12 protein-coding genes are annotated in these 11,999 nt (G+C 69.7%); 3 read left to right on the forward strand and 9 right to left on the reverse strand.

Annotation, left to right across the window (positions count from 1 at the left end; all coding sequences use genetic code 11):
• Both AB0L97_RS14180 and AB0L97_RS14185 read right to left on the reverse strand, forming a co-directional pair.
• A partial coding sequence (locus tag AB0L97_RS14180; RefSeq protein WP_364429030.1) for a hypothetical protein occupies positions 1 to 359 on the reverse strand: 359 nt, incomplete at its 3' end.
• 52 nt (positions 360 to 411) lie between these two features.
• The gene (locus AB0L97_RS14185; RefSeq protein WP_364429032.1) at positions 412 to 987 is read right to left on the reverse strand and encodes a hypothetical protein; all 576 of its coding nucleotides are present in this window, start codon (positions 985 to 987) and stop codon (positions 412 to 414) included.
• A 398-nt stretch (positions 988 to 1,385) separates the two neighbouring features.
• On the opposite strand from AB0L97_RS14185, the gene AB0L97_RS14190 reads away from it, so the two are divergent.
• Together AB0L97_RS14190 and AB0L97_RS14195 are read left to right on the forward strand one after the other, a co-directional pair.
• On the forward strand, positions 1,386 to 2,537 hold the full coding sequence (locus AB0L97_RS14190; protein ID WP_364429034.1) for a methyltransferase: 1,152 nt from the start codon (positions 1,386 to 1,388) through the stop codon (positions 2,535 to 2,537).
• A 134-nt stretch (positions 2,538 to 2,671) separates the two neighbouring features.
• Positions 2,672 to 3,523 (forward strand): Bax inhibitor-1/YccA family protein, encoded by an 852-nt coding sequence (locus tag AB0L97_RS14195; protein ID WP_355078570.1) that lies wholly within the window; start codon positions 2,672 to 2,674, stop codon positions 3,521 to 3,523.
• 57 nt (positions 3,524 to 3,580) lie between these two features.
• On the opposite strand, the gene AB0L97_RS14200 is transcribed toward AB0L97_RS14195, so the two are convergent.
• From AB0L97_RS14200 to AB0L97_RS14215, 4 genes are all read right to left on the reverse strand, one after another.
• Complete coding sequence (locus tag AB0L97_RS14200) at positions 3,581 to 4,801, reverse strand: acetyl-CoA C-acetyltransferase (RefSeq protein WP_355078571.1); 1,221 nt, start codon at positions 4,799 to 4,801, stop codon at positions 3,581 to 3,583.
• 41 nt (positions 4,802 to 4,842) lie between these two features.
• A complete protein-coding gene (locus tag AB0L97_RS14205; RefSeq protein ID WP_364429038.1) occupies positions 4,843 to 5,730 on the reverse strand; it encodes an SGNH/GDSL hydrolase family protein in 888 nt (295 codons plus the stop codon).
• On the reverse strand, positions 5,727 to 5,888 hold the full coding sequence (locus tag AB0L97_RS14210; RefSeq protein WP_364429040.1) for a hypothetical protein: 162 nt from the start codon (positions 5,886 to 5,888) through the stop codon (positions 5,727 to 5,729). The genes AB0L97_RS14205 and AB0L97_RS14210 overlap by 4 nt, the downstream gene beginning before the upstream one ends.
• Before the next feature lie 249 nt (positions 5,889 to 6,137).
• Entirely contained in the window at positions 6,138 to 6,599 is a 462-nt protein-coding gene (locus tag AB0L97_RS14215) for a hypothetical protein (RefSeq protein WP_356966792.1), read from the reverse strand.
• 103 nt (positions 6,600 to 6,702) lie between these two features.
• Here AB0L97_RS14215 and AB0L97_RS14220 point away from each other — a divergent pair, with 103 nt between their 5' ends.
• Complete coding sequence (locus tag AB0L97_RS14220; protein ID WP_195082524.1) at positions 6,703 to 8,091, forward strand: cystathionine beta-synthase; 1,389 nt, start codon at positions 6,703 to 6,705, stop codon at positions 8,089 to 8,091.
• 60 nt (positions 8,092 to 8,151) lie between these two features.
• Here AB0L97_RS14220 and AB0L97_RS14225 read toward each other — a convergent pair whose 3' ends face one another.
• The 3 genes from AB0L97_RS14225 to AB0L97_RS14235 all read right to left on the reverse strand — a co-directional run bounded on the left by AB0L97_RS14225 (position 8,152) and on the right by AB0L97_RS14235 (position 11,988).
• Positions 8,152 to 8,631: a DUF4254 domain-containing protein gene (locus AB0L97_RS14225; RefSeq protein ID WP_355078574.1), complete on the reverse strand. Its 480-nt coding sequence runs from the start codon at positions 8,629 to 8,631 to the stop codon at positions 8,152 to 8,154.
• 293 nt (positions 8,632 to 8,924) lie between these two features.
• A complete protein-coding gene (locus tag AB0L97_RS14230) occupies positions 8,925 to 10,535 on the reverse strand; it encodes an HD domain-containing phosphohydrolase (protein WP_364429043.1) in 1,611 nt (536 codons plus the stop codon).
• A 277-nt stretch (positions 10,536 to 10,812) separates the two neighbouring features.
• Entirely contained in the window at positions 10,813 to 11,988 is a 1,176-nt protein-coding gene (locus tag AB0L97_RS14235) for an acyl-CoA dehydrogenase family protein (protein ID WP_355078576.1), read from the reverse strand.
• Positions 11,989 to 11,999 lie beyond the last annotated feature (11 nt).

Genomic DNA, 11,999 nt, shown 5'->3' on the forward strand with positions numbered 1-11,999 from the left:
GTAGTCGAGTCGCGGGAAGCGACCACCGGTGCGGATGCGCCCGGTGTGCCCGATAACTCCTGGCCGCGTTGCCGGTCGTCGCGGTGCGCCCTGTCCTGAGGTCGATCGTGGCCGCTCGGAGCGCCGCCCGAGGATTGCGGTGTCGCGTGTCGATGAGGAAACCCGGGCGCGGCGGCAGCTCGTTCGAGTCCGTCGGCTACCGCGTCGGAGGCGGCCGCGAGGGTGTGCACGCCGGCCGCGTGGGCGTGGCCGGAGAACCCGAAGACCGCCGAATGCATCGCGACGACCCCGGCGACCAACGCCAGCACCCCTAGGAGCTGGGCGAGCCCGGCGGCGGGAAGTGCGCGGCGGTCGACCACGAGTACCGAGTCTAGCCCCCGCTCTCGATATACCCGTTGGCGGTACCGGTATCTAGGAGCTCGCGACGTCGACGACCAATCGGGTCGGGTTGGGCAGCGTGGTGACGGTGAAGGAGGGCCGGTCGGCCCGTACGCCGATGAACGACTGCGTCACGCCCTCGAACACCGTCGTCCGGTAGACGCCCGCGATGCCGGAGACCGCCGCGTCGACGGCCGGGTCCGGGCCCTCGTACGGTGTCACGCCGCTGTCGAACGGGTAAGCCGAGCCCAGGATTCGTACTTCCAGAATCGACCGGCCCGCCACGTCCACCGGATTGCCACTGGCGTCCTGCACCGCCCGGTCGGTGTACCGGACGATCCAACCGGGCGTGCCCGCCCCGCCGAGTTCGTAGACCACGCGATCGAAACCGGGCTGACTTCCCAGCCGCACATCGGTCACCGTGAGCGCGGCGTCGCCGGAAGGCTTGCCCTGCTTCGGTGCGGTGTCCCCGGGGGCTGGGGCCTGCGCTACCGCGACCGACGTGGCGGGTTTCGACGCGGCCGGTGGGCCCGGTGCCGACTCGCCGTCCCCGCAGCCCGCGAGCAGTGCCGTCGCGACCGCGACCATGAGCACCATCCTGTTGCGCATGGCCCGATGCTACTCAGCGAAAGGCCTCGGACGGCGTAACCGGAGAGCGTTGCGGCGCATTCGCCATCGGCCCGCCGCAAGCTACGCGGAGGTGCGAACACTCGTGCACCTCGAATGGTCGGTCTGCCGAGCCCGATTAATTGCTATTTGATTGCCATGGTTCATGTCCTGTGTGCGAGACTCCTGCCGTCGCCGGCGGAGTGAGTGCCTGCGCCGGATCGCCCCTCCGTCGAGCCCGAGGGGATCGGCGGTTGATCGAATGCCGTATTCACCGATGCGTCCGCGAAACCGCTTGTCCTGACCGGATTCAGCGTGCGGAGCGCCGTGCCGGGAATCCGGCGGAATCGATAGGGCGGGGTGGGCGCGACCATGCGGCAACGATCTAGCACACTTGAGGCGTGGGAAATGTCGAGGACGTACTTGGCCGGTTGCGGCGGTATCCGGACGTGGAGGCGCTGAACCTCTACGCCGTCGACGCCGCCGATCGGCTGATCCTCGACGTCGCGGCCGACGCCCTCGCGACTGTGAATAGCGGGAAAGTAGCCATCATCGGTGACGCCTATGGTGCACTGACCCTCGGCGCTATCGCGGGACACGATCTGCGCGACGTCCGGGTGCATCAGGACTTGCTCACCGGCGAACTCGCCCTCGCGAACAACGCCCGCGCGGTGGGCTTGTCGGATCGCTACACCGCGCACCCGCTCGGCCCCGAGTTGCTGCGTGATGCCCAGGTGGTCCTGCTTCGCCTGCCCCGGATGCTGGCCGGTCTGGCCGAGGTCGCCGACACGATCGCGCGCTACGCGGATCCGGCGGTCGAGGTGTTCGCGGGCGGGCGGGACAAATATCTGACCAAGTCGATGAACGACGTTCTGGCGCAGTCGTTCTCCGAGGTGCGCGCAAGCCGCGGCAGGCAGAAGTCGCGGACCCTGCTGGTGGCCGGACCCAAGCCCGTAGCCGGTCGGCCGTTCCCGGTGCGCGACCGGCTGGACGAACTCGGTCTCGACGTGGTCGCGCACGGCGCGGCGTTCTCCGGAGCCCGCCTGGACATCGGCACCAGGTTCCTGCTCGAGCACCTGAGACTGATGAAGCCGGACGCGCGCGACGCCATCGATCTCGGCTGCGGCACCGGCATCCTTGCCGTCGCGCTGGCCAAGGCGCGGCCGGGTATCAAGGTGATCGCCACCGACCAATCCGCCGCCGCGGTCGCCTCGGCGCGGGCCACCACCGAGGCGAACGGGGTCGCCGACCGAGTGTGCGTCGTGCGTGACGACGCCATGTCCTCGGCGGCGGACAACAGCGCCGACCTGGTGCTGTGCAATCCGCCGTTCCATATCGGCGCGGCCGTGCACACCGGATCGGCCATCAAAATGTTCGCCGAGACCGGGCGGGTGTTGCGCCCGGGTGGAGAGCTGTGGACGGTGTACAACTCGCATTTGAACTATCGGGCCGTAGTCGAACGGATGGTGGGCCGGACAGAAGTGATGGGCCGCAACCGGAAATTCACCGTGACTCGGTCGGTGCGTGGTCTGCACGACCCGCGACAAAGGTAGAGTCCGAATTGTCCGGCTCTGTGCGACTCCCCGGGAACTCGCGACGGATGACAAACGTTGGACAGGGCAGTTGGATATCGAGTGAAGCAACTCGATGAACAGCGGCAACGACTCCAGAAAGGGACGCCGTTCACATGCGTACCACGAGCAATCCGGTTTTCAGGAACCTGCCAAGGCAGGAGGGCGGTGGATACGCCAGCTTCGGTTCCGGCGTGACCTCCGCCGGCCAGTTCGGCAACCAGTACGGCCAATACCCACAGCAGTACGGCCAGTACCAGCAGGCTCCCCCCACCACGCGCTCGATGACCATCGACGACGTGGTGACGAAGACGGGCATCACCCTCGCGGTGCTCGCGCTGTCCGCGATCGTCTCCTACGGCCTCACCAACGCCAACACCTCGCTCGCGCCGCTGTTCGTGATCGGCGGCGGCCTGGTCGGCCTGGTGCTCGTGCTGATCGCGACCTTCGCGAACAAGATGGACAACCCGGCGATCGTGTTGTCCTACGCCGTCGCGGAGGGCCTTTTCCTCGGCGCCCTGTCGTTCATGTTCACCAATATCGAGTTCGGCGGGGTCGGCGGTAGCGCGCTGATCGGTCAGGCGGTGCTGGGCACCTTCGGTGTCTTCGCGGGCATGCTCGTGGTCTACAAGACCGGCGCCATCCGCGTGACGCCGCGCTTCACCAGGATCATCGTCGGCGCCATGATCGGCATCCTGGTCCTGATGCTGGGCAACCTCGTCGCCAGCTTCTTCATCGACGGCGGCCTCGGCCTGCGCGACGGCGGTCCGCTCGCGATCGTGTTCAGCCTGGTGGTCATCGCCATCGCCGCGTTCAGCTTCCTGCTCGACTTCGACGCCGCCGATCAGCTGATCCGCGCGCAGGCTCCGGAGCGGGCGGCCTGGGGCGTCGCACTCGGCCTCACCGTCACCCTGGTGTGGCTGTACGTGGAGATCCTGCGGCTGCTGAGCTACTTCCAGAACGACTAGCCGATACGACGAAAGGGCGGTCGCCGGATATCCGGCGACCGCCCTTTCGTCCGCGGGTCAGCTCAAACGCTCGATGACCATCGCCATGCCCTGGCCGCCGCCGACGCACATGGTCTCCAGACCGAACTGCTTGTCGTAGGTCTGCAGGTTGTTGAGCAGCGTGGTGGTGATCCTGGCGCCGGTCATGCCGAACGGGTGTCCGAGTGCGATCGCGCCGCCGGAGACGTTCAGCTTGTCCTCATCGATCTTCAGCTCCCGTGCCGAGCCGAGGACCTGCACCGCGAACGCCTCGTTGATCTCGACGAGGTCGATGTCGTCGATGGTCTTGCCCGCCAGCGCCAGCGCGCGCTTGCACGCCTCGATCGGGCCGAGACCCATGATCTCCGGCGACAGACCGGACACGCCGGTGGAAACGATCCGCGCCAGCGGCGTCAGGCCCAGCTCCTTGGCCTTGGTGTCGCTCATGATGACCAGCGCCGCGGCGCCGTCGTTGAGCGGACAACAGTTGCCCGCGGTGACGGTGCCGTCCGGGCGGAACACCGGCTTCAGCGCGGACACCGCCTCGTAGGTGACCCCGGCGCGGGGGCCGTCGTCCTTGCTGACCACGGTGCCGTCGGGCAGCGTCACCGGGGTGATCTCGCGCTCGAAGAAACCGTTCTTGATCGCCTCCTCGGCGCGGTTCTGCGACCGTACGCCCCAGCGGTCCTGGTCCTCGCGGGTGATGCCGGTGGAGGTCGCCACGTTCTCGGCGGTCTGGCCCATCGCGATGTAGACGTCCGGGATCAGGCCGTCCTCGCGCGGGTCGTGCCAGATGCCCGCGCCGCCCTCCGCGGTCTTCGCGGTGCGCTGCTGCGCTTCGGCGAACAGCGGGTTCTGCGTGTTGGGCCAGCTGTCGGCGGAACCGTTCACATAGCGCGACACGGTCTCCACACCCGCGGAGATGAACACATCGCCTTCGCCCGCCTTGATCGCGTGGAAGGCCATGCGGGTGGTCTGCAGCGACGACGCGCAGTAGCGGTGCACCGTGGTGCCCGGCACGAAGTCGTAGCCCAGCTGGACGGCGACGACGCGGGCGATGTTGAAGCCCTGTTCACCGCCAGGCGAGCCGCAGCCCAGGATCAGGTCGTCGATCTGGGCGGGGTCCAGGGCAGGCACCTTGTCGAGCGCTGCCCGCACAATCTGCGTGGTCAGATCGTCGGGCCGCAGGTCGACCAGCGAACCCTTGCGGGCCCGGCCGATCGGGGAGCGTGCGGTCGAAACGATGACGGCCTCAGGCATGAGGACTCCTTGGGTCGGACGGTTCTGGCGAACCGGAGTTGTTACTCACGGGTTCGTACCGAATCTACGTCCCGTCGCGGAGTACCGAAAGCGCCTGTCCCGCCCAGTGCCTCCAGCAGCGCCGGGAGCAATTGCGCTGCGGCCAGTTCGTAGCCGGCCGCCGACGGGTGGAAGCCGTCGGCGGCGAACAGCAGCTCCGGCGCGGCGCGGAACTCGGGGGCGAGCAGGTAACCCATGCGGACGGGTTGCCCGCCCGCGACCGTCGTCGCCACGTGCTGCGCCTTGGCCAACCGCACGCTCCAGTTCTGCACGACGGTGCGCAGCGGCTGGGGAATGGCCGCCACAGTGCCGAGATTCGGGCAGGTGCCGACCACCACCACCGCGTCGGCGCGGCGCAACCGGGCGACCGCGGCGGCGAGCCTGCGCGCGGAGGCGCGGATCGAGTGCTTCTTGGTGACATCGTTGGCGCCGACGAGAATGACCGCGGCATCCGGCGGCGGGCCCGCGACGAACATCGCGTCCACCTGCCCGGCCAGACCCTTGGACGTGGCGCCGGAGATCGCCTTGGTGCTCAGGCGGATCCGCTGCCCGGTCGCCTCGGCGAGTCCTCGGGCCAGGCGCACGCCCGGCACCTCGTCGGCCACCGCGCAGCCGAGGCCCGCCGCGGTGGAGTCGCCGAAGATCATCAGATGGAGGTCGGCGTGCTTGCCCGCACGCCACGGCTCGGGCTCCGCGCAGCCCGCGGTGTAGATGCCGTCGGCTTCCGGCGGCTTCGAGGTGTCCCGGCCGATCATTCCGCGCGCGACGCCCGCCTGCGCCATGAGCAGACGGTAGGTCGCCCACCACGCGGTCCCCGCGCCGGAACCGGCGAGCACGGCCGCGGCACCGGTCAGCGCGGCCGCGCGCCAGCGAAACTGAGGTGCGCTCACGCCAGGAATTTTACGAAAATCCGCCGAGTCGACCAGCGGCGAACATAGGCGCTCCGGCAGCCGTTGCGGGCTTCCAGGCGTCGCGGGTGCGTCGACGGATGGTCGGGCGATAGGCCACCGACGATCAGCAGCAGCCGGACGGTCGCCGAGTCGGCCATCGAGAATCCGGTGCGCGTGGAGCGTTCTGTGATCGCGGACCGTCGCGTGTGCGCAGCGCGTCGCAGCAGGACCGAGGACCTGGCTTCGGCTGCTGCTGAGTAGGGGGCGCAGCTGCCCTGCGGTCCTCTGACCCCGCACTGTCGTCGGCAAACGTGTGTGGATAACACCCGCTCGGGTCAGCTCGGGACCCGCGACGGCGGGGTCGCCGCAAGGCAGGCCCGAAATGTGCGCGTCGCGATCCGCCGAGGTCAGCCCGGTACGACGAAGCTGCCGCGGGCCGGGATGCTCGCCGCGTCGGTGGAGATGGTGACCTCGACCAGGCCGGGGCCCGTGTCCTGGAACAGCGCGTATTGGATGCTGCCGTAGATGCCGGTGACCACGATGTTGTCGTAGCTGCCCGTCGCGCCGGTGGTGACGTTGCGCCACGCCACGGTGGTGCGGACCTCGCACAGCGGCGCCAGCGGGTAGGAGCCCGGCCCGATGCCGTTCACGGGCAGCGCGCGCACGTTGAGGATGGCGCGCCCGGGCCATTCCGGGCCGGTGTCGGCCCAGGTGCGGATGCTTGTCCAGCACAGGCCGCCGCGCGCGAGCGTCGGCACCTGCGGGAATTCGACGGTGGCCGCCTCCGCTGGAGCGCCGGATCCGACCACTAGGGCCACTGCCGATCCGGCCAGAAGCATTGCGGCGCGGGCGATGTTCGGCTGCCTCATGGCAGCGATCCTAAGGCCGCGGGCCCCGGTTCGCCGGTAGTCCGCGGCCGCTGCACACGGCGTGCGCGAACTCACAGTTAGTGCGTCTGCAACTATGGGGGCCATGCGCATCGCGGATCATGTCGTGGATCTCATCGGCAACACGCCGCTGGTCCGGTTGAACTCGGTCGTGGGACCGAACGCGGGGCTGGTCGCTGCCAAGATCGAATACTTGAACCCGGGCGGCAGCTCCAAGGACCGGATCGCGGTGAAGATGATCGACGCCGCCGAGCGGTCCGGGAAGCTGCGGCCCGGCGGCACCATCGTCGAGCCCACGTCCGGCAACACCGGTGTCGGCCTCGCCCTGGTCGCGCAGCAGCGCGGCTACAAGTGCGTGTTCGTCTGCCCGGACAAGGTCAGCGAGGACAAGCGCAACGTGCTGCGGGCTTACGGCGCCGATGTCGTGGTCTGCCCGACCGCCGTGCCGCCGGACCACCCGAACAGCTACTACAGCGTCTCCGACCGCCTGGTTCGTGAGATCGACGGCGCGTGGAAGCCCGACCAGTACTCCAACCCGGGCGGCCCGGAAAGCCACTACGAGACGACCGGCCCGGAGATCTGGCGCGACACCGACGGCAAGGTCACCCACTTCGTGGCGGGTGTCGGCACCGGCGGCACCATCACCGGCACCGGCCGCTACCTCAAGGAGGTCTCCGGCGGGAAGGTGCGGATCATCGGCGCCGACCCGGAGGGTTCGGTGTACTCGGGCGGCACCGGGCGGCCGTACCTGGTCGAGGGCGTCGGCGAGGACTTCTGGCCGTCGGCCTACGACCCCGCCGTGCCGGACGAGATCATCGCGGTCTCCGACGCGGATTCCTTCGAGATGACCCGTAGGCTCGCCCGCGAGGAAGGCTTGCTGGTCGGCGGTTCCTGCGGCATGGCGGTCGTCGCGGCCGTCGAGGTGGCGCGGCGCGACCCGGACGCGGTGGTCGTGGTGCTGCTGCCCGACGGTGGACGCGGCTACCTGTCGAAGATCTTCAACGACGAGTGGATGAGTTCCTACGGGTTCCTGCGTGAACGGCTGGACGGCACGGCCGAACCGCTCGTGGGCGACGTCTTGCGCGGCAAGTCCGGCGAGCTGCCGGACCTGGTGCACACCCACCCGTCGGAGACGCTGCGCGACGCGATCGAGATCCTGCGCGAGTACGGCGTCTCCCAGATGCCCGTGGTCGGCGCCGAGCCGCCGGTCATGGCGGGCGAGGTCGCGGGCAGCGTGTCCGAGCGCGACCTGCTGTCGGCGGTCTTCGAGGGCCGGGCCAACCTGACCGATTCGGTGGCCCAGCACATGAGCCCCTCGTTCCCGCTGATCGGTTCGGGCGAGCCCATCTCCGCCGCGACGAAGGCGCTCTCCGACACCGACGCGCTGATGGTTGTCGAGGACGGCAAGCCCGTCGGCGTGATCACCCGCCACGACCTGCTCGGTTTCCTCAGCACGGGCAACATCGGGAAGTAGACGAGACCACGGCGAGCGGCGAACCCGGAAGCCGAGTCACGGCGGCTTCCGGCCGAACGCCTATGCCGGTCTCCTGCCGCGGACCGTTTCGCGGACGCCGCCGGTGATCAGGTCGGTCCATTCGTCGGCCAGCAGCGCCAGTCGGTACCAGGCTGCGTGCACCCGGGTGTCGGACACTTTCTCGGCGGTGTGCAGCAGATGGCTGGCGTGGACGTGGGCGGCGGCCATGCGGTCGACCGTGGCGCCGATGGATTCGCTGCGCAAATGGTCGGTCGCACGCCTTCGGGGCAGTCGGTCGACCACCCACGCATCGATCGTGGCCACCAGTTCGGCGCGGCGGCAATCTATTCCAGCGGCGGCCAGCGGATCGGAGTGGCGCTGCCGGTGCAGCGCTGCCAGCGTCCTGGCCCAGCCGACCAGGGGGTGGTCTTCGCCCGACTCGCTCGGGTGCCCGCCGAAGGCGGCGACCAGTTCGCGCTGATCCGGCAGCGGCCGTACGACGCCGTGCGAGCGTCGTGGCAGATGGTCACGCACGAACATGGCAGGCTCCCAGTGCATTCGGAACGGACCGCCGTACGCCGCGGTCGATCGACAAGCTGTGCATCGTGCACCTCCGATGGTGTGGTGGTGGAGGCATCGCCCCAATGCCGGGTCCCTCTAAAGGATGCGCGCTTTCGCTGGCCTACCGGTGACACCCACATGGCACTTGAATGACAAGACGTAACAATGCGCTAGCTTCCGCCCGCACACGCCTGTGAGGTGCGGTTTCGCGGGCCCGGCGCAGCTCAGCACAGGTCGTCGCGGGTGCGCGGACGTATCCGTGCGCGAGCGACTCAGCCGGGGAGGATCTGGTGGGTCATCGCGAAGACGGCCGCGCCCGCCCGGGTGTGGCGGCCGGTCTTGGAGCGGATTTCGGCCAGATGGTGGGTGACGGCGCGCTCGGGCAACAGCAGTTCCGCGGCGATCTCCCGGCCGCAGCGGCCGCGGGCCCTCAGCCGGAGGATGTCGGTCTCGGCCTCGGACAGGCCGTGGACAGCGGGGATGGTGGTGTCGTCCGCGGCGGCACGGACGACGGCGGCACAGGCATCGCCGTCCAGTCGGCCCGCCGCGACCTCGGCCGCCAGTTGGGCAGCGGCTTCCTCGGGCCGGGCGGCGGGGCGATAGGGCCGCGCTTCGGTGCAGGCCGCGAAAACATCGGCGGCCGCGAGCAATCGAGCACCGGGTGGAAGGTCGCGCTTGCCCCGCGGGTAGCCGCTGCCGTCGAGTCGTTCGTGGTGACCCGCCGCGAGATCGGCCAACGCCGCCAGCCCGGGGCAGCGGCGCAGGATGCGCTCGGTCCGAAGACTCTGCAGCCGAACGCGTTTCCAGTCCCAGGGTCCCAGCGGGCCGCGACGGTCCCAGACCGCGCTCGACACCGCGACCCGGCCGAGATCGTGCAGCAGGGCGGCGGCGCGTAGTGCCGCTCTTTCGTCGGCGGGCACGCCCATCCGGACGGCCGCGGCATCGGCGAGGCCGGCCACGTGCGCCGAATGCCCCAGCAGATAACGGCCTTTCAAGTCGACGATCATGGCCAGCGCCAGACCGGGCCGGTCGAGTTCGGCGGACGGAAGCGAAGACCGCGTCCCCGGTTCCGCGGCGAGGACGGCGGCCAGCAGGTCGGGAACGTCGAGCACCGCGCGGATGGCATCGGCATCGCAGACGGCCACCAGGTCGGGGTCGAGATGGCCGCCGGCCCGGCGCCGCAACTCGTCGAGAACGACGCCCTGCCGTCTCGCCACAGTGCCCAGAGCGGAGCGTGTTCTGTCGTGCGGGGTGGCCGGATGCGCGTTGCCGTGCCCCGAGACGGTCGCGAGTTCATCGCCGACCGCGTCCAGCGCGAGCACCGCCTGTTCGGCCACGTGCAGAACGCGGCCCGCGATCGAAATGGATTCCCCGCGCAGCCGGTTCAGCGCACCCAGTCCGTCCCAGCGTTCCTCCACCTCGGTCAGGGCGCGGACCGAGGCATCCGGCAGACCCAGGTGCGATCCGAGCGCCTCGACGACCTCGCTCGACGAGCGCAGCGCCTGCGTGGCGCCGGACCGCAACCGGGCGACGAACCGATTGCGCAGCGCCGATTGGGCGGCGGGCGCCCAGCCGCCGAATCGGCGCAGTTGCTCGGTGAAGACGGCGGAATCGCCCGGATCCAGCACGTGGCAGGCGCGCTGGAAGGCGATGTCGTCGGCATACGCCTGCGCGTTCTCCGAGGCGCGGCCGGTACATCCGAGATCGACGAGCAGGGCGGCATGGAAGACCGCGCGGCGATCGGCTTCCGGCAGCCCGATCCGCGCGGCCAGGTCGGTGGCGACCAGGCAGGTGGCCAGCCCCTTCTCGAACGGCATACCGGCGGCGAGATCGGTGGTCAGCGACAGTGCCGCGAAAATCTCGGCGGCGCGGATCGACGACATGCACCGACAGTAGTGTCCATACGCGGCTCGCGCAGACCCGAATCCGTTCTCGGAGATCGTGATCCGCGTCGTGACCGAGTCGGCGTCCGATCGGCTACAGAACGGTGGTCCGGCGCGGAAAGGGCGGATTCGCCCGGATGCCGTCGGCGAACGGCATCCGGCAATCCATCCGCACCCTTTTCGCCGCGTTCCGCACCACGCCCGGCGGCATCACGCCGGGACGGGGCGGATCAGCGGAGCGCGCGGTCGCTACGCGGCTCCGCCGCCGAACGGCTCGTCAGCGGAAAGCGTTCGCGTCGGTCAACGCCCGGCCCAGCACGAGCTGGTGTACCTCCGCGGTGCCCTCGTAGGTGAGCACCGACTCCAGATTGTTCGCATGGCGCAAGACCGGGTAGTCGAGCGTGATGCCGTTGGCGCCCAAGATGGTTCGGCACTCGCGGGCGATCGCGATGGCCTCGCGCGTGCTGTTCAGCTTGCCCGCGCTCACCTGCTCCGGCGTGACCGCGCCGCGGTCCTTCAGCCGTCCGATGTGCAGCGCGAGCAGCTGGCCCTTGCCGAACTCCAGCGCCATGTCGGCCAGCTTGGCCTGGGTGAGCTGGTAGGCGGCCAGCGGCTTGTCGAACACCTCGCGGGTCCTGGCGTACTCGATGGTGGCCGCCAGGCACTCGCGCGCCGCGCCGAGCGCGCCGAAGACGATGCCGAAGCGCGCCTCGCTCAGGCAGGCCAGCGGCGCGGCCAGTCCCCTCGACCCCGGCAGCACCGCGTCCGCGGGCAGGCGAACCTCGTCCAGGTCCAGTTCCGCGGTGACCGACGCGCGCAGCGACAGCTTGCGGTGCATCTCCCGCGTCGTGAACCCGGGCGTCCCGGCCGGGACCAGGAATCCGCGGATCACCTGCCTGCCTTCGTCCTCGGTCTGCGCCCAGACCACCGCGACATCGCTCACCGAGCCGTTGGTGATCCACATCTTCGAGCCGCTCAGCACCCAATCGGAGCCGTCGCGCTTCGCCCGGGTGCGCATGCCGCCCGGATTCGAACCGAAGTCCGGCTCGGTCAACCCGAAACAGCCGAGCGCGCGGCCGGCGGCCAGCTCCGGCAGCCACTGCTGTTTCTGTTCCTCGGAGCCGAATTCGTGGATGGCGGTCATCGCCAGCGACCCCTGGACCGAGACCATGCTGCGGATGCCGGAGTCCACCGCCTCCAGCTCCTGGCAGGCCAGACCGTAGGTGGTGGCCGACATGCCCGCGCAGCCGTACCCCTCCAGATGCATGCCGAGCAGTCCCAGCGCGCCCAGCTCAGGGGCGAGCTCGCGGGCCGGGAAGGTGCCCGCCTCGAACCACTCCGCGACGTGCGGGCGCAGTCGCTGCGTCGCGAAGCTCGCGACGGTGTCCCGGATCTCGCGCTCGTCGTCGGACAGCAGCGTGTCGGTGGCGAACAGTTCTTCCACAGTGACCATGGACTCAGCCT

This window comes from Nocardia sp. NPDC051911 (assembly GCF_040681035.1).
Taxonomy (GTDB): Bacteria; Actinomycetota; Actinomycetes; order Mycobacteriales; family Mycobacteriaceae; genus Nocardia; species Nocardia sichangensis.

What these genes read in the sequence shown, in the direction of transcription:
- AB0L97_RS14185 (WP_364429032.1), bottom strand. Translation starts at nt 987, where the DNA reads ATGCGCAACAGGATGGTGCTCATGGTCGCGGTCGCGACGGCACTGCTC.
- AB0L97_RS14195 (WP_355078570.1), top strand. Translation starts at nt 2,672, where the DNA reads ATGCGTACCACGAGCAATCCGGTTTTCAGGAACCTGCCAAGGCAGGAG.
- AB0L97_RS14200 (WP_355078571.1), bottom strand. Translation starts at nt 4,801, where the DNA reads ATGCCTGAGGCCGTCATCGTTTCGACCGCACGCTCCCCGATCGGCCGG.
- AB0L97_RS14210 (WP_364429040.1), bottom strand. Translation starts at nt 5,888, where the DNA reads ATGGCCGACTCGGCGACCGTCCGGCTGCTGCTGATCGTCGGTGGCCTA.
- AB0L97_RS14215 (WP_356966792.1), bottom strand. Translation starts at nt 6,599, where the DNA reads ATGAGGCAGCCGAACATCGCCCGCGCCGCAATGCTTCTGGCCGGATCG.
- AB0L97_RS14220 (WP_195082524.1), top strand. Translation starts at nt 6,703, where the DNA reads ATGCGCATCGCGGATCATGTCGTGGATCTCATCGGCAACACGCCGCTG.
- AB0L97_RS14225 (WP_355078574.1), bottom strand. Translation starts at nt 8,631, where the DNA reads ATGTTCGTGCGTGACCATCTGCCACGACGCTCGCACGGCGTCGTACGG.
- AB0L97_RS14230 (WP_364429043.1), bottom strand. Translation starts at nt 10,535, where the DNA reads ATGTCGTCGATCCGCGCCGCCGAGATTTTCGCGGCACTGTCGCTGACC.
- AB0L97_RS14235 (WP_355078576.1), bottom strand. Translation starts at nt 11,988, where the DNA reads ATGGTCACTGTGGAAGAACTGTTCGCCACCGACACGCTGCTGTCCGAC.